Below are 21,882 nucleotides of genomic sequence, written 5' to 3' on the forward strand. Positions count from 1 at the left end.
GGCTCCGCCGTCAAGACCTGCACAATGTTTGATCTGTTTGCCTAATCTCAAGGCTCCGGTATTCTAGACGTTCCTTGAGGGAATCGTCGGGTGCTGGTGAAATGCCTGAATATCGGCTCCATTTGGGCCCGTTAACGACTTGGCATAGACCCTGCTTTTGTGGAGCCACTTCGGCACGGGGCAAGTCGGGCAATCAATCACCGGGCCTCCGCCGGAGCGTGTTGGGCCCGGTAACGAAATGATCGAACGACTTGCGCGTGGGCGCAGCCTGACGATGACCCACATGTTGTTTATAGCGGAATGCCCGGGAGGCGCTCAGTGAAGAAGATCGAAGCCATCATCAAGCCGTTCAAGCTCGACGAGGTGAAGGAGGCGCTTCAGGAGGTGGGACTTCAGGGCATCACCGTTACCGAAGCGAAGGGTTTCGGCCGGCAAAAAGGCCATGCCGAGCTCTACCGGGGCGCCGAATACATCGTTGATTTCCTGCCCAAGGTGAAGATCGAGATCGTGATCGGCGACGACCTGGTCGAGCGCGCGATCGAGGCGATCCGCCGCGCCGCCCAGACCGGCCGCATCGGCGACGGCAAGATCTTCGTGTCCAACATCGAGGAAGCCATCCGCATCCGAACCGGAGAATCCGGGCTGGACGCGATCTAGCCTGACCGGGGGGCCTCAACGGACCGTCCGCTCCGGGCCCCCCACGGAACGTTTGCTGCGCCAGCAGCCCCCACGGCAGCTCGAGTGTCCTCTGCGAGGCGCTTGCACGCGGCCGTTTTGCCGTTTCCGATGTTGTCTTGGCTCCCGCACGAGGCTATGGAGCATGACCCGCGGACGCCGTCCCGCGCCGGGCCGTGACGTTATAAGCCAAGAGGGGTATTCATGAAGACCGCCAAGGACGTCTTGAAAGCAATCAAGGACAATGACGTCAAATACGTCGACCTCCGCTTCACCGACCCGCGGGGCAAGTGGCAGCACGTCACCTTCGACGTCAGCATGATCGACGAAGACATTTTTGCCGAAGGCACGATGTTCGACGGCTCCTCGATCGCCGGCTGGAAGGCGATCAATGAATCCGACATGTGCCTGATGCCCGACCCGGTGACCGCGACGATCGATCCGTTCTTCGCCGAAACCACCATGATCATCACCTGCGACGTGCTCGAGCCGACCACCGGCGAGCCGTACAACCGCGACCCCCGCGGCATCGCCAAGAAGGCCGAGGCGATGGTGAAGTCGATGGGCGTGGGCGACACCGTGTTCGTCGGCCCCGAAGCCGAGTTCTTCGTATTCGACGACGTGCGCTACAGCTCGTCGCCGTACAACACCGGCTTCCGCCTGGACTCCTCGGAGCTGCCGACCAACTCCGACACCGAATATGAGGGCGGCAATCTCGGCCACCGCATCCGCACCAAGGCGGGCTATTTCCCGGTGCCGCCGCAGGACTCGGTGCAGGACATGCGCTCGGAGATGCTCGGCGCCATGGCGCGCATGGGCGTCAAGGTCGAGAAGCACCATCACGAGGTCGCCTCGGCCCAGCACGAGCTCGGCATGAAGTTCGACACGCTGACCTTGATGGCCGACCAGATGCAGATCTACAAATACTGCATCCATCAGGTCGCCCACATCTACGGCAAGACCGCCACCTTCATGCCGAAGCCGGTCTATGGCGACAACGGCTCGGGCATGCACGTCCACCAGTCGATCTGGAAGGACGGCAAGCCGGTGTTCGCGGGCAACAAGTATTCCGACCTGTCGGAGACCTGCCTGTCCTACATCGCCGGCATCATCAAGCACGCCAAGGCCATCAACGCCTTCACCAACCCGTCGACCAACTCCTACAAGCGTCTGGTCCCGGGCTATGAGGCGCCGGTGCTGCTCGCCTACTCCGCGCGCAACCGCTCGGCGTCCTGCCGCATCCCCTACACCTCGTCGCCGAAGGCCAAGCGCGTCGAGGTCCGCTTCCCCGATCCGCTCGCCAATCCCTATCTCGGCTTTGCCGCGATGCTGATGGCCGGCCTCGACGGCGTGAAGAACAAGCTCGATCCGGGCCCGGCGATGGACAAGGACCTCTACGACCTGCCGAAGGAAGAGCTGAAGCAGATCCCGACCGTCTGCGGCAGCTTGCGCGAGGCGCTCGAGAACCTCGACAAGGACCGCGCCTTCCTGAAGGCCGGCGGCGTGTTCGACGACGACTTCATCGACAGCTACATCGCGCTGAAGATGACCGAGGTCGAGCGCTTCGAAATGACCCCGCACCCGGTCGAGTTCGACATGTACTACTCGGGCTGACAGCCCGATTGATCGGCGGATGACGACACCAGGGCGCCCCTCACGGGGCGCCCTTTTCATTGGTGTCGCAGTGCCGTGCTGCGAAGGCCAAGGCCGGCATGAGCGCCAGAACGGCGGTATGACATTCCTCCCAATGACGAATAGGGACAGGCGCAAGGAATAGATCGGGCCGGAATGAGTTTCTATCCCTGTGATCCACATGCATTGGGAGATTTCGAATGACCAGGCTTTCGATCTCGCGCCTCTTCGTGACCGCCGCAATCTCACTCGCGGCGATCTCGTCCGCCAGCGCGGCGCCTCCAACCAAGAGCGGCAGCAGCACGAAGGGTGACATCCTCACCGACAACAAGGGCATGACGCTCTACACGTTCGACAAGGACGTCGACGGCAAATCAGCCTGCAACGGTCCCTGCGCGACCAACTGGCCGGTCCTGAAAGCCGAAGCCAGCGACAAGGCCGACGCCAACTACACCATCATCACCCGGGACGACGGCTCCAGGCAGTGGGCTTACAAGGGCAAGCCGCTCTACACCTTCGCCAAGGATCAGAAGCCCGGCGACATCACAGGCGACGGCTTCCTGAACAACGCCTGGCATCTCGCAAAGCCCTGATCGCAGCCGCGCTCTCGCCACGCGCGGGACGAACTGCACGGATTGGGCTTGGCCGTAGGAGACGGCCGCTCTCGGAGAATCCGCCGGACGCGCCTGCGACCGGCGCCCATTGACGAGCGCTGCGTTGTCGTGGCTATCGAGAAACGCGGCAAGCTTTCCTGATGGAGATCTTGCCGCACCACCCCTGCCCCCAGCGCCCTTCACCGGGCGCCTTTTGTTGGTGGCTGCTCATCTGCGATGATCCAACGGGACTCGTCCTTCGAGACGCTCGGCTATCGCCAAGCTCCTTAAGGATGAGGAGATGGAGGTCGCGCGAGGCCGTGGTTTCTCCTCATGGTGAGGAGGCGCGCGCCCATGAGTCAATGAGATCATCCGACAGAAGTGCGCGCTATCTCGAACCATGAGGCCCGACGGCGCAACTCAGCCGCTATTTTTCGGGAAAGCCCACCACGATCTGCTCGACCACCGGTCCCCATTTGCGCAACTCCACCTTGTCGGATGCGATGCGATCACCGATCGGATTTCCCTCGTGGTCGTCACTGCCGAAGCGAACGCTGACGGAGCATCCACCCGGCAAAGGACGGCTCAGCGTGCCGCCTTTCCAGTCGACAACGAAGCCGCCACCATCGGTGAAGAACTCGCGGATCAGAAACGGCCTGCCATTGATCTTCTGCACCTCGGCCAAAGTGGAGCCGAGCGTCACGCCGGCAACGTTCCAATGACTCGTCTTGGAGTCGATCAAGGTGAGACGTGACACCCGCCGCATCGTCTCGTCAGCAAAGCCGATCTCGATACGCCAGTCCGGCACTTTTGGCGACAGCACGACGCCTTGATAGGTGATGTCCTCCACCCCGGTGAACAACCGGTCGTCTGTCACCGCCTCCTGGCCGTAGCGCTGCATCAGGCTCTTGGCGGAGTCCGTGACCGACACCGGCGAGGTGCAGGTGATCGGCCCATCGGCAGGCGGCGCGGTCTGTGCCCATGCCGGCGCAGCCAGAAGCATCAACAACAAGCTCGTTCGGCGCATGCTCATCCCGGTCAGTCCTGCGACTATGAAGCCATCACTTCGCGGCGAAATTGATGCCGATCTCGGTGACGACGGGCGCGAATTTCACCAGCGCCGGATTGTCGGACGACACCTTCACACCATCGCCCGAAAGCGCCCGCGGCGCGTCCTTGTCCCTGCCGAAGCGCACGGTGACCGAGCAGCCGCCCGGCAAGATGCGTCCCAGCGTGCCGTTCCTGAAGTCGGTGACGAAGCCGCCATAGTCCCAGCCGAAGCCTGAAACGACGAACGGCTTGCCATTGGCCTTCTGGACTGCGGCAAGGCTCGCACCGATCGTGATGCCTGCAACGCTCCAGCGGCTCGTCTTGGCCGTATCGCGCAAGGTGAGCCCGGACACCGTCGCGACCTTATCGTCGATGAAGCCGACCTCGATGCGCCGGTCCATCGCCCGCGGAAACAGCACGAGGCCCTTGTAGGTCTCGCCCTCGGCGCCCGGCAGATCCTGAACCACGGCCTCGTCGCCATAGCGCTGCTTGAGGCTGTTTGCCGAATCGGTGGCCGCGACCGGCGACGAGCAGGTGATCGGGCCTTCCATCGGCGGCGTGCCTTGGGCCAAGGCCGGAGCGGCGAGGAGCACAATGGCGACAGTCAGGACGTGGCGCATCACGGATTCCTTGTGACGAGCTCACGATGAGCCGTCTCTGCAGCTTCGTCTGCCGTTTTGGAAACCCGGTTCAGCCCCGACGTCAGGATGACAGATGCCGCTTCCTCACCGCCTCACCGAACGCCTCGAACAGCTTGCGATTGATCGGGTTCTTCTGCGGGTCATATTCGGCATGCCATTGCACGCCGAGCGCAAAGGATGGCGCCTCGGCGATGCGGATGGCCTCGATGGTGCCGTCCTCGGCGATGCCCTCGATCACGACGCGGTCGCCCGGCTCCAGGATGCCCTGACCATGCAGCGAATTGACCTTGATGCTGTCGCAGCCGAGGATGCTGGCGAAGGCACCGCCCGGCGTCAGCCGCACCTCGTGGCGATCGGCGAACACGACGTTGGGATCGGGATGGATCTCGCCGTTCTCCAGCCTCGGCATGCGGTGGTTCATGCGGCCGGGAATTTCGCGAATCTCCGGATGCAGCGAGCCGCCGAAGGCGACGTTCATCTCCTGCAAGCCGCGGCAGATGCCAAACAGCGGGATGCCTCTGGAGACGCAGGCTTCCGACAACTGCAGCGCGACCTCGTCGCGGTGGACGTCGTAGGGCTCGTGCTTGAGGCTCGGCTCGGTATTGAAGCGGGTCGGATGCACATTGGCGCGGGCGCCGGTCAGCACCACGCCATCAACGACATCGAGCAGCGCGGCGATGTCGGTGATCTCGGGAACGCCGGCAAACATCAGCGGCAGCGCGCCCGCGACCTCGGCCACGGCGCTCAGGTTGCGCTCGCCCACCATCTGCACGGTGAACCTGTTCTCGACGCGATGGCTGTTGCCGATCACGCCGACCACCGGACGTTTCATTGTTTTTGTTTCTCTCCCCTCTTATGTGGCCGTTGGCGGCCGCGTCCGCCAGTGTGGCAGGCACAAATCATGCCCGCGTCGCACGGCAGGATCAACATATGGCCACGCGGGTCCCCAATGCCAATTCCGGACACCCCCGCAAGCGTCCTGCAGCGCCCCGCTTCCCCAAGCCTGCGCTTGATCCGCCAGCCGTTTTCGCCAATGTGTGGGGGCCGATCAGCACAGAGGATGCCTCATGACCGCCCCCGCCGACCCACGCCTCCAGGCCCGCAGCGACCTGGCCTGGGCCATTGCCGTGGGCGGCATCGGGGTAACCCTGTTCATGGCCGGCATGGCCTTCACCTGGTATTACGCGGCTGCGATCTTCCTGTTGTTCGCGGGCATGCTGCTCGGCGTCGCGCTCAACGCGATGACCAGCCTGCTCGGCCGCGTCCTGCCCTGGCCGCATCCGGCGCGGCTCGTCATCGTCTGCCTGGCGCTCGCGGCCGTGCTCGTCGGCATCGTCTTCCTCGGCGGCACCACCATCGCGGACCAGGCCAAGGTGCTGAGCGATACGATCAAGTCGCAGCTCGGCAACATCAAGGGCTTCCTCGACCGCAACGGCATCGACACCAGCTTCTTCGACTTCAACGCCGCGAGCACGGCCACTGCCGCGCCTGATGGCGGCTCGACCACACCGACCCAGACGCCGTCCCATGGCCTGCCGGGCGGCCTGCCCTCGCCGAGCGCGCTGGCCTCCTCCGGCGGCGCCATCGTCAGCCAGACCTTCAAGCTGCTGCTCGGCACCGTCAGCGCCGTCGGCAACTTCTTCATCGTGTTGTTCCTGGGATTGGCCTTCGCGGCCCAGCCGGCGGTCTACCGCAGCGGATTGCTTTTCCTGGCGCCGGCGAAGTATCGAGACCAGGCCACCGTGATCGTGGACCGCATCAGCTACACGCTGGAGCGCTGGCTGATCGCCCAGATCACGACGATGTTCGCCGTGTTCCTCGTCACCTGGATCGGCCTCGCCATCATCGGCGTGCAGAGCTCGTTCATCCTGGGCATCCAGGCCGGCCTGCTGGCGTTCATTCCGACCGTCGGCGCGATCATCGCCGGCGTCATCGTGGTGCTGGCGAGCCTCGCCTCCGGCTGGGTCGCAGCGGTCAGCGCCTTCGTGCTGTTCCTCGGCGTGCACGCGATGGAGAGCTACGTGCTGACGCCGCTGATCCAGCGCCAGGCGCTGGACATCCCGCCGGCCACGCTGTTTGCGTTCCAGATCCTGCTCGGCATCGTGTTCGGCGTCTGGGGCCTGACCCTGGCGCTGCCGCTGATGGCGATCGCCAAGGTCATGATCGACTATTTCAAGAGCGACCGCCGCACCGAGGACGCCGCGGCCGCGATCTGAGGCCCGGTCAGAGCCCGCTCAGCCGGCCGGCATCGCGGTCTCGACCAGCTTGGCCCAATAGCTGATGCCGTGCGGAATCACGTCGTCGTTGAAATCATATTCCGGGTGATGCACGCCGGCCCCATCGCCGATGCCCATGAAGATGAACGCGCCGGGCCGCGCCTGCAGCATGTAGGCGAAGTCCTCGCCGCCGAGCCGGGGCGGCATGTCGGTGATGACCTGTTCCGGCCCGACGACGCTGCGCGCCACGTCGGCCGCGAACGCGGTCTGTTCTGCATGGTTGATGACGACCGGATAGCCCCATTCGTAGTCGATCTCCGCCTCCACGCCCATGCCGCTCGCGAGCGCCGTTACGAGGCCCTTGAAGCGTTCGTCCATCAAGCGGCGGATGTCCTCATCGAGCGTACGCACGGTGCCGCCAATGACAGCGGTCTGCGGAATGATGTTGTCGGCGGTCGTCCCCGCGTGAAAGCGCGTGATCGACAGCACCGCGCTTTCGACCGGATCGACGTTGCGCGCCACGATCGTCTGCAGCGCGGTCACGATCTGCGCGCCGGCGATGATCGGATCGACGCATTTGTTCGGCCGCGCGGCATGGCCGCCGAGGCCCTTCAGGCGCACCTCGAAGGTGTCGGCCGCGGCCATCACGGCGCCGGTGCGCGTCGCGACCGTTCCGAGCGGCAGGCCCGGCGCATTGTGCAGGCCGTAGACCTCCTCGATGCCGAAGCGCTCCATCAGGCCATCCTCGACCATCGCACGGCCACCGGCCCCACCCTCCTCGGCCGGCTGGAAGATGACGATGGCCGTGCCGGCGAAGTTGCGCGTCTCGGCGAGATAGCGCGCCGCGCCCAGCAGCATGGCGGTGTGGCCGTCATGGCCGCAGGCGTGCATCTTGCCGGGAATGGTGGATTTGTGCGGGATGTCGCTGACCTCCTGCAGCGGCAGCGCGTCCATGTCGGCGCGCAGGCCGATCGCCCGCGGCGACGACTCGCGGCCGCGGATGACGCCGACGACGCCGGTCCGGCCGATGCCGGTGACGACCTCGTCGACACCGAACGAGGTCAAGAGCTCGGCGACACGCCCGGCCGTCCGATGCACCTCATATTGGAGCTCGGGATGCTGGTGGAAATCGCGGCGCCAGACCTTGGCGTCTTCCGCCAGCTCGGCGGCGCGGTTGATGATCGGCATGACGGAGTTCCAGAAAATGGGGAGCACGTCATGGCGACGCGCATGTCATCCCATTGCATGTCGAGCCACGGCAAAAGACAAGCGCTATCAGCACATGCAATGCTGCACGGGCTGCATTGCCGCGGCGACGCGGCCGCGCGAAACGCCTGAGCTGATCCTGCTTATGATCGAAGGCCGCGCAGCTCGCGCGCGAGGTTGGCCCGCGCCTTCTGGTCGAGCGCAGCGGCAAAGCTCGCATCCGGATAGATGACGGGGCGCCGCGCGAACCGCTCCAGCACCGCCGCGCGCCCGGCGCGGTAGGCGTCGTCCGGCACATGCGCATATTCGCGCCGGATCGCATCCGCATAGGCGTCGTAGCTGGCCTCGTCGGTGCCGAGAATGGCGAGATCGATCGAGACGAGCAGCGCGCCAAGCCGATCGTCGGGCGCGACATCGTGCGTCCGGGTCAGCCGGATCAGGCGTCCGACCTCGTCGCGCAGCTCGGGCGCGACGTGACGCTCGGCAAGGATGGCGCTCTGCTCCTCATTGTCGGACCGCGTGGGATCATACACGGCGTCGTGCCACCAGATCGCCAGCGTCAGGACCTCGCGCTCGCGGACGCTGAGGTCCGCGACGCGATCGAGCTGGTCCAGGCAATCCTGGACGTGGCGAAGATCGTGGTAGTGCCGTCCCCCGGCAGAGTAGGCTTCGACCAGATCGTCATGCGTCATGTTGTGTTCCGTGGCGGAGCAGCGCTGACGCGCGGCCTCAGCCGGCCGAGGTCAGCACCGTCTCGGTGTGCTCGACATCCGGAGGATTGGCAAAATACTGCCCGACCAGGCCACGCCATTCGGTGAAGTTCTCCGAGCCGCGGAAGTCGACCGTGTGGTTCTCGAGCGTTTCCCACTTCACCATCAGGCGGTAGCGCTGCGGCTTCTCGATCGATTTGTGCAGCTCGAAGCCGTGAAAGCCCTTGGAGCGGCCGAAGGCGGCGCGTGCTTTCGCGACCGCGGCCTCGAAATCCTTCTCCGTGCCCGGCTTGACGTCGATCTGGGCGATTTCCGTGATCATGTTCTGTCGGCCTCCCCTGGTGTGGGCCGCTTGTCTAGCCCAGACCTCGGGAGAGCGAAAGCCGCACCTCAGCTGGACAACACCGCCTCTCCCGACTGCGGCAGGCTGGCAGCCGCGGCAGCGCGCTGGCGGCGGTAGCGGTCGAGCGACAGCGGCAGCTCCGCCGAGGCCTCGACCCGGTTGCGACCGGAGCGCTTGGCCTTGTAGAGCGCGGTATCGGCGGCCGCGAGCAGCACGTCGAGATCGGTCCCGCCCGGCCCGCCGGCAACGCCGATGCTGACGGTGGTATCGACCGGCTTGTCCTCGCACACCACGCCGGAGGCTGCGAACGCCTCGCGGACACGCTCGGCGGCGACCATGGCCTCTTCGATGGAACAGGGCAGAAGTGCTGCGAACTCCTCGCCGCCGATCCGGCCCGAGAGATCGGTGAGGCGCAGATTGTTGACCACGACGTTTGCGAACAGCTTCAGGACCTCGTCGCCCTCGGCGTGACCGAAGCGGTCGTTGATCGACTTGAAATGATCGATGTCGAAGATCAGCACGCTGACCGGGCGCTGCTCGCGCGCCTCGCGCTCGATCAGCTGCGCGCAGGACTCGGCAAAGCCGCGGCGGTTGAGCAGGCCCGTCAGCGGGTCGGTGGTCGCCGCACGCTTGTGGGCGCTGACGATGCGCTCGGACACCAGCATGAAGATCACGAACACGGTGCCGACCGCATAGAGCACGAGCTCGATCGAAAAGATCGTGACCCAGGCCGCGGCGAAGGCGCCGTCGGAATCGCGCAGCATGTTGCCGAGCAGGATCGGCAGCATCAGCACGAAGCCATGCATCACCGGCACGATCAGCGCCGGCCAGCGCTTGTGCAAGGTCCGCCGCCGCTCCTGCCACAGCTCGGCGGCGGTCAGCATGGCGTAGATCACGACGATCGCGGCGCCGATCGTCAGCCGCAGCGCCTGCGCCGACGCATCGAGCAGCATGCCGCTGGCGATCCAGACCGTCGCGCCTAGTACGAGCCCGGGCACGCTCGCCGGCTTGCCGTGGAACACGCGCGCGGCGTTCCACACCATGGCGGTGGCGATCAGGCCGATGGAGCTCAGGAACAGCGACACCACCTCGCCGTAGAGCTCGCCGATCAAGGTCCACAGCGCGATCGCGACCGCGCCGAGGACGTAGGCCGCGCCCCACCAGCGCAGCGCCGGCGTGTTCTCCTGCCGGCCGAAGTGGAGCAACATAGCGCCAAGCAGCGCTGCGACCATGGTCGCTACGATGTCGAGCGTCATGCTATCAAGCGCCATCGATCACCTCGCTTGCTGCGGCGGCGCGGGAATTCAGGGTTAGCGCGGCCTTATCGCGATCAACCTAGCGGGCGGTTTGTTGGAAAGAGGTTTGCCTGGGATACCAAGTTTTCTCGAAAAGCTCGGCACAACTCGTCAGCAAATTGCTGCGCAAGAAATCTGCAAACAGGATTCAAAAATGCCGGGGCAATCCGCGCGACCGCCCGCCCTGATTGTACACGGCACAGCGTCATTCATTGATAGTTGTGCGCCCCATCGTGCGGAATCAATGGCTTCCCGTCCTGCGGCGAACACTCATCGAAACGATAAGAAACCTTCTCAAATTTGAGATCATCTCTCCCTAACACGTCCCGACCGCGGCGCGACCGCCGCTCGAGGTGGGGACAAGGATGTCTTTCGACGACGATTCATCGAACAACAAGCCGGCCGCAGGTGATCATCCGGCGCGCGACCCGCAGCCGGCGCAGGGCGTCGATCGCCGCACCCTGCTGCGCAATGCCATGGGCGTCTCGGCGCTCGGCCTCGGCGCCAGCCTGCTGCCCGGCCAGGCGGCACACGCGCATTGGCGCATGCACCATCACCATCGTCACGTCACGACCAGCTTCGCGCTCGCCGTCCTTCCCGATACGCAGTTCTACTCGCGCTATGCGACGTCAGAAGAAGGCCAATCCTATCAGCGCCAATATGGCAGCACGCCCTACCCCGCGCAGACGCAGTTCATCGTCGACAACGCCGCGAAGTACCACATCCCGTTCACGATCCACCTCGGCGACGTCGTCGACCAGTCCAAGCATCCGCAGCAATGGGCGGTCGCCGATGCCGCGATGAAGCTGCTGGAAAATGCCGGCCGGCCCTATTCGGTGCTAGCCGGCAATCACGACGTGCTGTCGGCGCTGGAGTTCGAGAGCGCGGCAAGCCAGAGCGCGGGCACCGATGCGCAGCGCGCTTCATCCGAGCCCTATCTCTCATGGTTTCCGACCAGCCGCGCGGCGAAGCAGCGGACCTTCCTGGAGCGCCATCCGAGCGGCTGGCACGAGGCGCATGTGTTCCACGCCTGCGGCGTCAGCTTCATGGTGCTGTCGCTGTCGTGGCGCGCCTCGGACGATGCCATCGCCTGGGCGCGCAGCATGATCGCGCGGCATCCGATGCTGCCGGTGATTCTCGCCAACCATCAGCTTCTGAACATCGCCAATGACGGTGTCAGCCCGCTCGAGGTCGCCTACGGCCAGTACCTGTGGGAGAAGCTGATCCGCAGCAACGACCAGATCTTCATGACCCTGAACGGCCACTATCACGGTGGCGCGCTGCTGACGAAGATCAACGACTTCCACAACCCCGTCCACCAGATGGTGGTCGACTATCAGATGGCCTATCAGGGCGGCAACGGCCTGATGCGGCTGTACGAGTTCGACTTCACGGCCAACAAGATCGATGTCGCCTCGTTCTCGCCCTGGGTGGTCGAGAAGCCGAAGGACAGCCTGAAGCAGTTCGACCGCGCCTGGCTGTCCGAGGACAATCACGCGTTCTCGATTCCCATCGACTTCCGCCGGCGGTTTTCACGCTTCACCAATTTCTGCCATCTGCCGGCCTTCGCCGGCACGCCGATCCTGCCGCGCCTCAAGCAGGATCTCTACGCCAACTACACCGAGGCGCCCGAACCGGTGGTGGTGCCGCCCGCGAACGAGCAGGACTATCCGCTCGTGGCCGAGACCGTTGCGCATTGGCGGATCACGTCGTCGGCGATCGGCAAGGCCGTGGCCGCCGGCACCGCGCTGTCGGACCTCACCGCCGCCAACCCGATGCAGCGCGCCACGCTGGCGGGTGCCGCCCAGGTCGCCGACGTCGTCTTCACAGCCGACAAGCATCGCCTGTCGTCGGCGCCGGGCAGCGTGCAGTTCCTCAACACGACCAAGCAGGGCGCCGGCCGCTTCAGCTGGTTCACGACGGCGGCCAACGCGCCGATCAACGCGGCAACGCTCGCATCCGGCTACACCGTCGAAGCCTTCATCAAGATCGATCCGAACTGGAAGGCCGCCGACCACGCCTGGTGCAACATCCTGACCCGCTTCGGCAACCGCGGCTGGCTGCCGGGCTACGCCGGCGGCGATCCGGAATCGCCGCCGATCCTGTTTGCGATCTCGAACCTGCGCGAGGTGCAGTGGGAGATCGTGCCGTCGAGTTCGACCCGGCAGCCGCAGACCGACTGGTCCGGCGAGATCATGCTCGACACCTGGTATCACCTCGCGATCGTCAACGATCCCGCCGACAATTCGACCGTGCTCTACATCGAGGGCGCGCCGGTCGTGCGCAGCGTCATCGGCGGCAACGGCATCGCCTCGACGGCCGCGTCGCAGCCCTGGGCACTCGGCTGCGGCTGGTGGGACCGCGCGCCGTCGGACGGCTTCATCGGCAGCATCGGCGAGGTCCGCGTGGTGTCGAAACCGCTGGCGCCGAGCCAATGGCTGACCGCGCGCCGCGCCAGCGCCTGACCCGCGCAAGCCTGCGTCAAAAGCAAGACGGGCGCCCGCGAGGGCGCCCGTTCGTATTTGAAGCTGATGGATCCGGACGGAGCCGGAGCCAGGCGATCAGCGCTTCGAGAACTGGAAGGAGCGGCGGGCCTTGGCCTTGCCGTACTTCTTACGCTCGACGACGCGCGAGTCGCGGGTCAGGAAGCCGCCCTTCTTGAGGACGCCGCGCAGCTCCGGCTCGAAATTCGTCAGCGCCTTGGACAGGCCGTGACGGACCGCACCGGCCTGGCCGGACAGGCCGCCGCCGGCGACCGTGCAGATCACGTCGTACTGGCCCTTGCGGGCAGCGACGACCATCGGCTGCTCGATCATCATGCGAAGCACCGGACGGGCGAAGTAGACCTCGATGTCGCGGGTGTTGACGGTGACCTTGCCGGAGCCCGGCTTGATCCAGACGCGGGCGACCGCGTCCTTGCGCTTGCCGGTGGCATAGGCGCGGCCGAACTTGTCGACCTTCTTCTCATACTTCGGAGCGTCGGGAGCCGTGACGGCCCCCTTGAGCTGCGACAGCTGATCGAGAGACTGGATGCTTTCGGCCATCTTATGCGGCCCTCGTGTTCTTGCGGTTCAACTTGGCGATGTCGATCTTCTCGGGGTTCTGCGCTTCGTGCGGATGATCGGGTCCGCCATAGACACGCAGATTGCCCATCTGCACGCGGCCGAGCGGCCCGCGCGGGATCATGCGCTCGATGGCCTTCTCGATCACGCGCTCGGGGAAGCGGCCCTCGAGGATCTGGCGCGCGGTGCGCTCCTTGACGTGGCCGACATAGCCGGTGTGCTTGTAGTACACCTTCTGCTCGCGCTTGCGGCCGGTCAGCACGGCGTGCGCGGCATTGACGATGATGACGTTGTCGCCGCAGTCGACGTGCGGCGTGTAGATCGGGAGGTGCTTGCCGCGCAGCCGCATGGCGACCAGCGTGGCGAGACGGCCGACGACCAGACCCTTGGCGTCGATCACGACCCACTTCTTCTGGACCTCGGCCGGCTTTGCCGAAAAGGTTTTCATGAGAGATATCCGTGACAGGGAGAATGCGGCGCGGGTGACGCACCGAACTGGTCGCAGCTTCTAGAGAAGCGGCCTGCATTCGTCAACGCCATCGGCGTCAAATTAATGCAACAAAAACAGCAGCTTGCAAATATGGTGCAATAATACCCTCGAAAACCCTACGCATTCGGAATGGAATAGGTCGCCGTGACATGGGCGATCGGATCGGGCGATTCCCCTGACAGCAGCATGACTTCGCCGACCGCGAGCCGCTTGCCGAGCTTGAGCAGCCGCGCCTCCGCCAGCACATCGGCGCCGGCCGCGCCCTTGCGCAGGAAGTTGATGTTGAGATTCGTGGTCACCGCAAGACCGACCGGACCGATCGCCGACAAGAGCACCACGTACATCGCGAAATCGGCCAGCGCCATCAATGTCGGCCCGGAGACGGTGCCGCCGGGGCGCAACATGCGCTCATTGAAGCGCTGGCGCATCCGGCAGCTCTTGCCGTCGGCGCTCTCGATCGAAATGTCACCGCCGGTGCGGAACGCCTGGGGAAATTCCGCGTGCAGGAACGCTTCCAGCTCCGCGATGGTCATCTTCGCCGTCATCTCTCCCCCTGCTCTCGTCGTTGCTCATCTGTTACATTAGCTGCATCGATGCGCCCATATGGAAATCGCAATGTCCGTCCCTGCCCTCGCCGACGCCGCCGATACGCCGATTCTGTTGCGCGAGATGGCGGGCCCCGTCGCCGTGCTCACGCTCAACCGCCCGGCACAGCGCAACAGCCTGTCGGAGCCGCTGATCGCAGAGCTGCATCGGGCCCTGGCCGAGATCGGCGCCGACAAGGCCGTGCGCGCCGTGGTGATCGCAGCGAATGGCCCTGCGTTCTGCGCCGGCCATGACCTCAAGGAACTCACCGCGCATCGCAGCGAGGCCGACCGCGGCCGCGCCTTCTTCGCCCGGCTGATGAACGCCTGCAGCGCGATGATGCAGGCGATCGTGCATCTGCCCAAGCCGGTTGTCGCGTCCGTGCAGGGCATCGCCACCGCCGCCGGCTGTCAACTGGTCGCGAGCTGCGATCTCGCCGTCGCCTCCGAGCGCGCCTCGTTCGCCACGCCCGGCGTCGACATCGGCCTGTTCTGCTCGACGCCGATGGTGGCGCTGTCGCGCAACGTACCCCGCAAGCAGGCGATGGAGATGCTGCTGACCGGCGAGCCGGTTCCCGCTGTCCGCGCCCGCGAATTGGGCCTCGTCAACCGCGTGGTCACGGCCGGCACGGAACGCGACACCGCGATTGCGCTGGCACAACAAGTGGCGCGCAAATCGGCCTATACGATCAAGCTCGGCAAGGAGGCATTCTACCGCCAGGCCGAGATGAGCCTTGCCGACGCCTATCGCTATGCGGCAGAGGTGATGACGCAGAACATGCTCGCCCGCGACGCCGAGGAAGGCATCGGCGCCTTCATCGAGAAGCGGACGCCGAATTGGCGGGACGAGTGAAGCTCGCCCTGCTCTCTCCTTCGTCATTGCGAGCGCAGCGAAGCAATCCAGAGTCCCGCTCGAGCCCCTGGATTGCTTCGTCGCAAGTGCTCCTCGCAATGACAGAAACTGAAACTGGCTCGTCATTCCGGGGCGCCCGGAGGGCGAGCCCGGAATCCATAACCACGATCGGGAGTATGGATTCCGGGCTCGTGCTGCGCACGCCCCGGAATGACAATAACTAATAGAAGCGTCCCGCCATGAATCACGACACCTATCCCGACGACTACATCCGCGGCATTCTCAACGGCGTGAAGGTGATCGCGATGGTCGGCGCCTCGCCGTCGGAGATCCGGCCGAGCTTCTTCGCCTTCAAATATCTGGTGCAGCGCGGCTACGACATGATCCCGGTGAACCCCGGCCATGTCGGCAAGAGCCTGATGGGCCGCCCCTTCGTCGCCTCGCTCGCCGACATTGGCCGCCCGCTCGACATGGTCGACATCTTCCGGAGCTCGCAGCACATCATGCCCGTCGTCGACGAGGCGCTGAAGCTCTCACCTTTGCCGAAGGTGATCTGGATGCAGCTCGGCGCGCGTGACGATGCGGCGGCCGAAAAGGCCGAGGCCGCTGGACTGAAGGTCGTGATGAACCGCTGCCCCAAGATCGAATATGGCCGGCTGTCGTCGGAGATCTCCTGGATGGGCGTCAACTCGCGCACCATCAGCGCCAAGCGCGCGCCGATCCCGACCCAAGGCATGCGGCTGTCGCTGAACCGCACCAGCGTCGGCGGCGGCACGACGGCCGCGGCCGACCGCGCCGCGAAGAACAGAAGCGATCCCGCCTGACGCATCTGCGAAAGGAACGTGTCGCGACGACGGCGCGACACAGCAGCGCATTTCAAATCGGAGCGATCGGCGCCGGCAGCCTTGACGCCATCCTGGCCGCTGGCAAATGTCCTCCGCCGGGATGACGCGGAGGCGCACGATGCGCGCTATCGACACCGTCTCCCATCATCGATCCCTGCGCCAGCCGGCGCCGGCGCGCAACGGATCAAGCCAAGAGGAAACACCATGACCGAACGTCCCCCGGGATTTGCCACCCTTGCCATTCACGCCGGCGCCCAGCCCGACCCGACCACCGGCGCGCGGGCGACGCCGATCTACCAGACCACGTCGTTCGTGTTCAACGATGCCGACCACGCCGCCTCGCTGTTCGGGCTGCAGGCATTCGGCAACATCTACACCCGCATCGGCAACCCGACCAACGCCGTGCTGGAGGAGCGCGTCGCCGCGCTCGAGGGCGGCACCGCCGCGCTTGCCGTTGCCTCGGGCCATGCCGCGCAGGTCGTGGCGCTGCAGCAGTTGCTGTCCCCCGGCGACGAGTTCATCGCCGCGCGAAAACTCTATGGCGGCTCGATCAACCAGTTCACGCATTCGTTCAAGAGCTTTGGCTGGAACGTGGTGTGGGCCGACACCGATGACGTCGCGAGCTTCGAGGCGGCGGTGAGCCCACGCACCAAGGCTGTATTCATCGAGTCGATCGCCAATCCCGGCGGCACCATCACCGACATCGAGGCGGTCGCGCAGGTGGCGCGCAAGGCGGGCGTGCCGCTGATCGTCGACAACACCTTGGCCTCGCCCTATCTGATCCGCCCGATCGATCACGGCGCCGACATCGTCCTGCACTCGCTGACCAAGTTCTTGGGCGGCCACGGCAACTCGATCGGCGGCGTCATCGTCGACGCCGGCACCTTCGACTGGGCCGGCAGCGGCGACAAATACCCGATGCTGACGCAGCCGCGTCCGGAATATCACGGCATCCGGCTCCACGAGACGTTCGGCAATTTCGCCTTCGCCATCGCCTGCCGCGTGCTGGGCTTGCGTGATCTCGGACCGGCGTTGTCGCCATTCAACGCCTTCATGATCCTGACCGGCATCGAGACCCTGCCGCTGCGCATGCAGAAGCACTGCGACAACGCCAAGGCGGTCGCCGAATATCTCAGCAAGCATCCCGGCGTGGCCTCGGTGAACTACGCCGGCCTGCCCGAGGACAAGTATTACACGTTGGCGCGCAAATACTGCCCGAAGGGCGCTGGTGCCGTGTTCACCTTTTCGCTCAAGGGCGGCTACGACGCCGGCGTCAAGCTGGTGTCGAACCTGAAGCTGTTCTCGCATCTCGCCAATGTCGGCGACACCCGCTCGCTGGTGATCCACCCGGCCTCGACCACGCACAGCCAGCTCGACGACGCGGCGAAGATCAAGGCCGGCGCCGGCCCCGACATCGTCCGCATCTCCGTCGGCATCGAGGACAAGGAAGACCTGATCGCCGACCTGGAGCAGGCGCTGAGCGCGTAAGGCGCGTTTCGCTCCACGGATCGCGCCGCGCGTCGACATGCGGCATGACGAGCGCATCTCTCACCACGTCATGGCCGGGCTTGTCCCGGCCATTCATGTCTTTGCCTCGGCAATGACGACGTGGATGCGCGGGCCGTCGCCGCGCCGAAGGGGCTTCGGCCCCGCAGGCGGGAAAAGCCCGCGCATGACGAACAACTGACAGCTGAGGCAGCAAGCGGCCCCGAAAACAAAGAGAGCGCGGGCGGCCCCCTTGGGCTTCCGCGCTCTCCTTCGTCCCACGGCCGGGCCGTTGCCGGCTTCTCGGACCGCGCCCTCGTTAACTCCAGGTGATCATCCCATCAGCTGCAACAGGCGCGCGTGCATCTGGCCGGCCAGAGGCAGCGCGGAGGCCGCGATCAGCCGGCTCGCCGACAGCGCCTGCAGGCCGGCGGCGCCCTCGTCGATGGCAGCGAGTTCAGCGTTGACTGAGCCGGTCCGTGATTTGAGATTTTGGCGCGCCGACGCCGAAAACATGATCACCGACATGCTCGAAACCTTCTGGTCTGAGACTCTGATGAAATGCAGCAGAGATTTTCGCGCCCGGACGCAGCGGCCGGGCTGCATTCGGCCGACCTTCAAAATCGCCGGCAGCAGTAAGCTTGCACCCGCAGAACTTAACAAAAGCTGAAAATGCCCGTCCTTCTACGGATGATTGCAGCCAACTGTCGGATGCCGGAAGGATTTCGTTAACCATACCCGGCTCATCCTGCCGCCCGTGGAATCGCCTTCCGGACCCGCGTGAAAGCAGCGGTGGATGTATCGCGAAGCGCCGACGCCACCCGAGCAGAAGTCGAGGAGAGCAGGATGCGAACGTTGGTGATCATGATGCTGCTGGCGGCCATCGCGGCGAACGGCGTCGTGCTCGCGGCCGACCTGCCGGCCGTCCACGACAAGATCGTGCACACCAAGGCCCGCCGCGCCGTGAGAGCGCCGCCGCCGACGGTCGTCGTCGTCAGGGACCAGGACTCGCTGATCTCCCCGATGTGGCCCTCGACGCCGCTGCTGTTCGGCCGCCAGGAGCTGCCCGGCTATTACGGCCGCGCCTTCTCCTACGACTACCAGGGTCCCTATTACGGCGGCGAAGGCTATACCAACTATATGTTCCGCCTGCCCTACGCGTGTGGCGTGTATGGGTATTGCTGAGCGGGGTGCCGTTGGCATGTAAGTAGCCCGGATGAGCGAAGCGACATCCGGGACGACGAGGACGAGGTCCCGCATACCGCCAAGGCTCGTACGGATGACCGCAATAGACGCCTATTTTGCGTAGGCACCGCCATAGCGCCCCGCGCGGATGCTCGCCAGGATTTCGGCTTCACGCTGCTCCTGCGCGCGGGCGGAGGCGAGCAGTTCGGGTGCGATCGCCGGCGCGAAAGCGACCACTCCGTCGGCGTCGGCAACCACGATATCGCCTGGCGTGACGATCATGCCGCCAATCGACACCGGCACGTTGATCGCACCCGGACCGTTCTTGTAGGGGCCACGGTGATTGACCGCACGCGCGAACACGGGGAAGTCGGACTTCATCAGCACGCCGGAATCCCTGATCGCGCCGTCGACGACGATCCCGGCCGCGCCGCGTTCCCTCGCGATGGCGGCGATGATCTCGCCGACCAATGCCCGCGTCTCGTCGCCGCCGCCATTGACGACGAGGACGTCGCCGGGCGTGATGAGATCGAGCGCGCGATGAATGAAGAGATTATCCCCCGGCGCCGTATTCACGGTCAGCGCGATCCCGGCCATCGGCGAGCCCGTATAGAATGGCCGTAGACTGGCTGCACCAGGCAACCGCTGAAGGTTGTCACTGATCACGGCCGTGGAAACGCTCTTGAACGCGGCGACGACCGCCGCATCGATCGGCGCACCAGGCTGCGCTTGTCCCTCACCCATTCTCGCTCCCCGTCTTGCACAGTCCAGAGCGTCGCCCGATAGCGACCCGCCTCGGCGGTGTAGGACTCGTCTTGAATTCAGAAAACCGATAAATGGAGATATCAATCCATCTCTTTTTTGAATGCGAAAAATGGTCACCCTGAAGCAGCTGGAAGCTTTGAACTGGATCGCGGAGCTTGGCACGTTCGAACGCGCCGCGGCCAAGCTGAACACGACGCAATCGGCGATCTCGAAGCGCATCCAGGAGCTGGAGGCCTCCGCGCGCGTTCCGCTGTTTGATCGCAGCCAGCGCGGGGCTCGTCTGACCGAACGTGGCGAGCAGATTCTTGCTCTTGGCCGACAGATGTTGGCGTTGCAGGACCAGATCCTGGAGTTGAAGGACGGCCGGCAGTCACCGGCCCGCCGCCTGCGGCTTGGGGCGACGGAGCTGTCAGCGCTGACATGGCTGCCGCGTCTGGTTTCGGCGATTCGCGAAGCCCATCCGGCGGTGATGATCGAGCCTGAAGTCGAAACCTCCCGAAGCCTCTACGATCGGCTGATCGAGGGCAGCCTCGATCTCGTCGTCATCCCGGACGTCTTCTCCGACCCGGAGGTGACGTCGGTGCGGCTTGCCGAAGTGCAGAACGTGTGGACGGCGCGCCCCGGCCTGGTCAGAGCGCGCCGGAGCCTCGATTTCGACGAGCTTGGTCATCATACGATTCTGATGCAGGGCCGTCGCTCGGGCTCCGGCCTCTTCGTCAACAAATGGCTCGCGGCCAACGGCGTCTCGTTCAAGCGCGCCATCTCGGTCGACAATCTGACCGCGCTGGTCGGGCTCGCCGTGGCCGGCCTCGGCATCAGCTATCTTCCGCAACGCTGTTTTCGTCCTCTCTTCGAGCAGAAGAAGCTGGTCATCCTGCCCGTCAAGCCGACGCTGCCGGCCGTGCCCTATGCGGCCATGTATCGCAACGACAGACCCTCGGCCTTCGCGGCCGCCGTAGCGGAGCTGGCGCGCCAGACCTGCGATTTCGGCCGTCAACTCGAAGGTTAGACCGGGCAGGTGAACCCGGCGACGACGCCCGGCGCGGTGATCCATCACCTCCAGGAATGAGAAAGAAGGCGGTTTTATCCCTTTTCATCCAGGCTGGACGCAGCGAGGCTGCATCGTCGCTGCGCGTGCAACGCTGCACGCGCGAAGAGGATTGCTGCGAGGAGAGGCTTTGATGCGCATTTGGGGACTTCTGCTGACGGCAGCGCTCGCTGCAAACGCCGCCGGCGCCGAGGAACTGACCGGCACGCTCCAGAAGATCAAGGAGACGAACAGGATATCGATCGGCTTCCAGGAATCGTCGGTGCCGTTCAGCTATCTCGACGGCAACCAGAAGCCGGTGGGCTACGCGCTCGACATCTGCGGCCGGATCGCGGATGCGGTCAAAAAGGAGCTGGGGCTTCCTGACCTCACGATCGAAACCGTTCCGGTGACGTCCTCCAATCGCATCCCGCTGATGACGAACGGCACGATCGACCTCCTGTGCGCCTCCACCACCAACAACGCCGAACGTCAGAAGCTCGTGGCCTTTGCCAATACGCACTTTCTCAGCGCCACACGCTATGCGGCCAAGAAATCGCTCTCGCTCCAGACGATCGACGACCTCAGGGGAAAGACGGCCGTCGCGATCGCCGGATCGACCAACATCGCCCAGCTGAACAAGGTCAATGTCGAACGCAAGCTCGGCATCAACATCGTTCCGGCCAAGGACCAGGCCGAGGCGTTCCTGATGCTGGAGACCGACCGGGCGCAGGCCTATGTGCTCGATGACGTCCAGCTCGCGGTCGCCATCGCGCGGTCGAAGGACCCGGCGGCGTACATGATCAGCAACGACGCATTCTCCAAGCCCGAACCTTTCGGTATCATGCTGCGCAAGGACGATGCGCCGTTCAAGGCCATCGCCGATCGCGTCACCGCCGAGCTCTATCAGAGCCCCGCCATCGACGCGCTCTACAAGAAATGGTTCGAGTCACCCGTGCCGCCGACCGGGATCAACTTCAACTACCAGATGCCCGCCGCTTTACGCGCGGCGTTCAAGTCGCCCAGCAGCAGTCCCGACCCGGACGCGTATGCGCCCGATTGAAGCTCGCGATATCCGTGCCAACGGCAACGGCGGAGACTAGCCTCATCCGCCGTGGTCGCCTGCGACGGACGGCCATCGGATATTGCCGAGATCAGCGGCGGCGTTCGAGAAGTCGTATTCGTTCTTCATTGGTTGAGAGCAGCTGTGATCTTGTTGATCCGC

At 64.9% G+C, this 21,882-nt stretch carries 23 protein-coding genes; 11 read left to right on the top strand and 12 right to left on the bottom strand.

Translation table 11 applies throughout. The annotated features are described in order from the left end of the window. Positions 1–318 precede the first annotated feature (318 nt). The 3 genes from ACQR03_RS08265 (at position 319) to ACQR03_RS08275 (ending at position 2,900) form a co-directional block, all read left to right on the top strand. Complete coding sequence (locus tag ACQR03_RS08265) at positions 319–657, top strand: P-II family nitrogen regulator (protein ID WP_009027873.1); 339 nt, start codon at positions 319–321, stop codon at positions 655–657. A gap of 222 nt (positions 658–879) precedes the next feature. Further along, the gene (gene glnA / locus ACQR03_RS08270) at positions 880–2,289 is read left to right on the top strand and encodes a type I glutamate--ammonia ligase (RefSeq protein WP_006611030.1); all 1,410 of its coding nucleotides are present in this window, start codon (positions 880–882) and stop codon (positions 2,287–2,289) included. A gap of 218 nt (positions 2,290–2,507) precedes the next feature. Further along, entirely contained in the window at positions 2,508–2,900 is a 393-nt protein-coding gene (locus ACQR03_RS08275; RefSeq protein ID WP_316194896.1) for a COG4315 family predicted lipoprotein, read from the top strand. 427 nt (positions 2,901–3,327) lie between these two features. Here the strand turns inward: ACQR03_RS08275 and ACQR03_RS08280 are convergent, their stop codons facing one another. From ACQR03_RS08280 to ACQR03_RS08290, 3 genes are all read right to left on the bottom strand, one after another. Continuing rightward, the gene (locus ACQR03_RS08280) at positions 3,328–3,903 is read right to left on the bottom strand and encodes a hypothetical protein (protein ID WP_434841214.1); all 576 of its coding nucleotides are present in this window, start codon (positions 3,901–3,903) and stop codon (positions 3,328–3,330) included. Between the two features lie 58 nt (positions 3,904–3,961). Continuing rightward, positions 3,962–4,570, bottom strand: coding sequence for a hypothetical protein (locus ACQR03_RS08285; RefSeq protein WP_434841181.1), 609 nt, complete (start codon positions 4,568–4,570; stop codon positions 3,962–3,964). A gap of 82 nt (positions 4,571–4,652) precedes the next feature. After that, complete coding sequence (locus ACQR03_RS08290; RefSeq protein WP_434841182.1) at positions 4,653–5,423, bottom strand: gamma-glutamyl-gamma-aminobutyrate hydrolase family protein; 771 nt, start codon at positions 5,421–5,423, stop codon at positions 4,653–4,655. 235 nt (positions 5,424–5,658) lie between these two features. Between ACQR03_RS08290 and ACQR03_RS08295 the strand changes: the two genes are divergently transcribed. Beyond that, on the top strand, positions 5,659–6,807 hold the full coding sequence (locus ACQR03_RS08295) for an AI-2E family transporter (protein WP_315711522.1): 1,149 nt from the start codon (positions 5,659–5,661) through the stop codon (positions 6,805–6,807). 18 nt (positions 6,808–6,825) lie between these two features. Here the strand turns inward: ACQR03_RS08295 and ACQR03_RS08300 are convergent, their stop codons facing one another. The 4 genes from ACQR03_RS08300 to ACQR03_RS08315 all read right to left on the bottom strand — a co-directional run bounded on the left by ACQR03_RS08300 (position 6,826) and on the right by ACQR03_RS08315 (position 10,337). Next, positions 6,826–7,995, bottom strand: a complete 1,170-nt coding sequence (locus ACQR03_RS08300; RefSeq protein WP_434841183.1) for a M20 aminoacylase family protein — start codon at positions 7,993–7,995, stop codon at positions 6,826–6,828. A gap of 161 nt (positions 7,996–8,156) precedes the next feature. After that, entirely contained in the window at positions 8,157–8,705 is a 549-nt protein-coding gene (locus ACQR03_RS08305) for an HD domain-containing protein (protein ID WP_434841184.1), read from the bottom strand. Between the two features lie 37 nt (positions 8,706–8,742). Further along, complete coding sequence (locus tag ACQR03_RS08310) at positions 8,743–9,045, bottom strand: antibiotic biosynthesis monooxygenase family protein (protein ID WP_315711517.1); 303 nt, start codon at positions 9,043–9,045, stop codon at positions 8,743–8,745. 68 nt (positions 9,046–9,113) lie between these two features. Further along, positions 9,114–10,337 (bottom strand): GGDEF domain-containing protein, encoded by a 1,224-nt coding sequence (locus ACQR03_RS08315; RefSeq protein ID WP_315711515.1) that lies wholly within the window; start codon positions 10,335–10,337, stop codon positions 9,114–9,116. A 389-nt stretch (positions 10,338–10,726) separates the two neighbouring features. On the opposite strand from ACQR03_RS08315, the gene ACQR03_RS08320 reads away from it, so the two are divergent. After that, on the top strand, positions 10,727–12,826 hold the full coding sequence (locus ACQR03_RS08320) for a LamG-like jellyroll fold domain-containing protein (RefSeq protein ID WP_434841185.1): 2,100 nt from the start codon (positions 10,727–10,729) through the stop codon (positions 12,824–12,826). 96 nt (positions 12,827–12,922) lie between these two features. On the opposite strand, the gene rpsI is transcribed toward ACQR03_RS08320, so the two are convergent. The 3 genes from rpsI to ACQR03_RS08335 all read right to left on the bottom strand — a co-directional run bounded on the left by rpsI (position 12,923) and on the right by ACQR03_RS08335 (position 14,458). Continuing rightward, on the bottom strand, positions 12,923–13,405 hold the full coding sequence (rpsI, locus tag ACQR03_RS08325) for a 30S ribosomal protein S9 (RefSeq protein WP_172109671.1): 483 nt from the start codon (positions 13,403–13,405) through the stop codon (positions 12,923–12,925). Position 13,406: 1 nt separating this feature from the next. After that, entirely contained in the window at positions 13,407–13,871 is a 465-nt protein-coding gene (rplM, locus tag ACQR03_RS08330) for a 50S ribosomal protein L13 (RefSeq protein ID WP_315711511.1), read from the bottom strand. Between the two features lie 158 nt (positions 13,872–14,029). Further along, positions 14,030–14,458 (bottom strand): PaaI family thioesterase, encoded by a 429-nt coding sequence (locus ACQR03_RS08335; protein ID WP_315750870.1) that lies wholly within the window; start codon positions 14,456–14,458, stop codon positions 14,030–14,032. Positions 14,459–14,528: 70 nt separating this feature from the next. Between ACQR03_RS08335 and ACQR03_RS08340 the strand changes: the two genes are divergently transcribed. The 3 genes from ACQR03_RS08340 to ACQR03_RS08350 all read left to right on the top strand — a co-directional run bounded on the left by ACQR03_RS08340 (position 14,529) and on the right by ACQR03_RS08350 (position 17,683). Next, positions 14,529–15,350, top strand: a complete 822-nt coding sequence (locus tag ACQR03_RS08340; protein ID WP_315750868.1) for an enoyl-CoA hydratase — start codon at positions 14,529–14,531, stop codon at positions 15,348–15,350. A 239-nt stretch (positions 15,351–15,589) separates the two neighbouring features. Then, on the top strand, positions 15,590–16,174 hold the full coding sequence (locus tag ACQR03_RS08345; RefSeq protein WP_315750866.1) for a CoA-binding protein: 585 nt from the start codon (positions 15,590–15,592) through the stop codon (positions 16,172–16,174). 225 nt (positions 16,175–16,399) lie between these two features. After that, positions 16,400–17,683: an O-acetylhomoserine aminocarboxypropyltransferase gene (locus ACQR03_RS08350; protein ID WP_315750864.1), complete on the top strand. Its 1,284-nt coding sequence runs from the start codon at positions 16,400–16,402 to the stop codon at positions 17,681–17,683. A gap of 330 nt (positions 17,684–18,013) precedes the next feature. On the opposite strand, the gene ACQR03_RS08355 is transcribed toward ACQR03_RS08350, so the two are convergent. Next, the gene (locus ACQR03_RS08355; protein ID WP_315750862.1) at positions 18,014–18,286 is read right to left on the bottom strand and encodes a hypothetical protein; all 273 of its coding nucleotides are present in this window, start codon (positions 18,284–18,286) and stop codon (positions 18,014–18,016) included. A 240-nt stretch (positions 18,287–18,526) separates the two neighbouring features. On the opposite strand from ACQR03_RS08355, the gene ACQR03_RS08360 reads away from it, so the two are divergent. Beyond that, positions 18,527–18,865 (top strand): hypothetical protein, encoded by a 339-nt coding sequence (locus ACQR03_RS08360; protein WP_315750861.1) that lies wholly within the window; start codon positions 18,527–18,529, stop codon positions 18,863–18,865. A 111-nt stretch (positions 18,866–18,976) separates the two neighbouring features. Here the strand turns inward: ACQR03_RS08360 and ACQR03_RS08365 are convergent, their stop codons facing one another. After that, complete coding sequence (locus ACQR03_RS08365) at positions 18,977–19,609, bottom strand: RraA family protein (RefSeq protein ID WP_315750859.1); 633 nt, start codon at positions 19,607–19,609, stop codon at positions 18,977–18,979. Positions 19,610–19,739: 130 nt separating this feature from the next. On the opposite strand from ACQR03_RS08365, the gene ACQR03_RS08370 reads away from it, so the two are divergent. Continuing rightward, positions 19,740–20,639, top strand: coding sequence for a LysR family transcriptional regulator (locus tag ACQR03_RS08370; RefSeq protein ID WP_315711504.1), 900 nt, complete (start codon positions 19,740–19,742; stop codon positions 20,637–20,639). Positions 20,640–20,811: 172 nt separating this feature from the next. Next, positions 20,812–21,720 carry an amino acid ABC transporter substrate-binding protein gene (locus tag ACQR03_RS08375; RefSeq protein WP_315750858.1) on the top strand — a complete coding sequence of 303 codons (909 nt, stop codon included), beginning with the start codon at positions 20,812–20,814 and terminating at the stop codon, positions 21,718–21,720. Positions 21,721–21,882: the final 162 nt, after the last annotated feature.

It is taken from the genome of Bradyrhizobium sp. HKCCYLS3070 (assembly GCF_051167575.1).
Taxonomy (GTDB): Bacteria; Pseudomonadota; Alphaproteobacteria; order Rhizobiales; family Xanthobacteraceae; genus Bradyrhizobium.

Excerpts from the sequence above, each read along its gene's own strand:
- ACQR03_RS08355 (WP_315750862.1), bottom strand. The coding sequence starts at position 18,286 with ATGCAGCCCGGCCGCTGCGTCCGGGCGCGAAAATCTCTGCTGCATTTC.
- ACQR03_RS08295 (WP_315711522.1), top strand. The coding sequence starts at position 5,659 with ATGACCGCCCCCGCCGACCCACGCCTCCAGGCCCGCAGCGACCTGGCC.
- ACQR03_RS08315 (WP_315711515.1), bottom strand. The coding sequence starts at position 10,337 with ATGGCGCTTGATAGCATGACGCTCGACATCGTAGCGACCATGGTCGCA.
- ACQR03_RS08375 (WP_315750858.1), top strand. The coding sequence starts at position 20,812 with ATGCGCATTTGGGGACTTCTGCTGACGGCAGCGCTCGCTGCAAACGCC.
- ACQR03_RS08350 (WP_315750864.1), top strand. The coding sequence starts at position 16,400 with ATGACCGAACGTCCCCCGGGATTTGCCACCCTTGCCATTCACGCCGGC.
- ACQR03_RS08285 (WP_434841181.1), bottom strand. The coding sequence starts at position 4,570 with ATGCGCCACGTCCTGACTGTCGCCATTGTGCTCCTCGCCGCTCCGGCC.
- ACQR03_RS08300 (WP_434841183.1), bottom strand. The coding sequence starts at position 7,995 with ATGCCGATCATCAACCGCGCCGCCGAGCTGGCGGAAGACGCCAAGGTC.
- glnA (WP_006611030.1), top strand. The coding sequence starts at position 880 with ATGAAGACCGCCAAGGACGTCTTGAAAGCAATCAAGGACAATGACGTC.
- ACQR03_RS08320 (WP_434841185.1), top strand. The coding sequence starts at position 10,727 with ATGTCTTTCGACGACGATTCATCGAACAACAAGCCGGCCGCAGGTGAT.
- ACQR03_RS08365 (WP_315750859.1), bottom strand. The coding sequence starts at position 19,609 with ATGGGTGAGGGACAAGCGCAGCCTGGTGCGCCGATCGATGCGGCGGTC.
- ACQR03_RS08275 (WP_316194896.1), top strand. The coding sequence starts at position 2,508 with ATGACCAGGCTTTCGATCTCGCGCCTCTTCGTGACCGCCGCAATCTCA.
- ACQR03_RS08340 (WP_315750868.1), top strand. The coding sequence starts at position 14,529 with ATGTCCGTCCCTGCCCTCGCCGACGCCGCCGATACGCCGATTCTGTTG.
- ACQR03_RS08360 (WP_315750861.1), top strand. The coding sequence starts at position 18,527 with ATGCGAACGTTGGTGATCATGATGCTGCTGGCGGCCATCGCGGCGAAC.
- ACQR03_RS08305 (WP_434841184.1), bottom strand. The coding sequence starts at position 8,705 with ATGACGCATGACGATCTGGTCGAAGCCTACTCTGCCGGGGGACGGCAC.
- ACQR03_RS08370 (WP_315711504.1), top strand. The coding sequence starts at position 19,740 with ATGGTCACCCTGAAGCAGCTGGAAGCTTTGAACTGGATCGCGGAGCTT.
- rpsI (WP_172109671.1), bottom strand. The coding sequence starts at position 13,405 with ATGGCCGAAAGCATCCAGTCTCTCGATCAGCTGTCGCAGCTCAAGGGG.
- ACQR03_RS08280 (WP_434841214.1), bottom strand. The coding sequence starts at position 3,903 with ATGCTTCTGGCTGCGCCGGCATGGGCACAGACCGCGCCGCCTGCCGAT.
- rplM (WP_315711511.1), bottom strand. The coding sequence starts at position 13,871 with ATGAAAACCTTTTCGGCAAAGCCGGCCGAGGTCCAGAAGAAGTGGGTC.
- ACQR03_RS08345 (WP_315750866.1), top strand. The coding sequence starts at position 15,590 with ATGAATCACGACACCTATCCCGACGACTACATCCGCGGCATTCTCAAC.
- ACQR03_RS08310 (WP_315711517.1), bottom strand. The coding sequence starts at position 9,045 with ATGATCACGGAAATCGCCCAGATCGACGTCAAGCCGGGCACGGAGAAG.
- ACQR03_RS08290 (WP_434841182.1), bottom strand. The coding sequence starts at position 5,423 with ATGAAACGTCCGGTGGTCGGCGTGATCGGCAACAGCCATCGCGTCGAG.
- ACQR03_RS08335 (WP_315750870.1), bottom strand. The coding sequence starts at position 14,458 with ATGACGGCGAAGATGACCATCGCGGAGCTGGAAGCGTTCCTGCACGCG.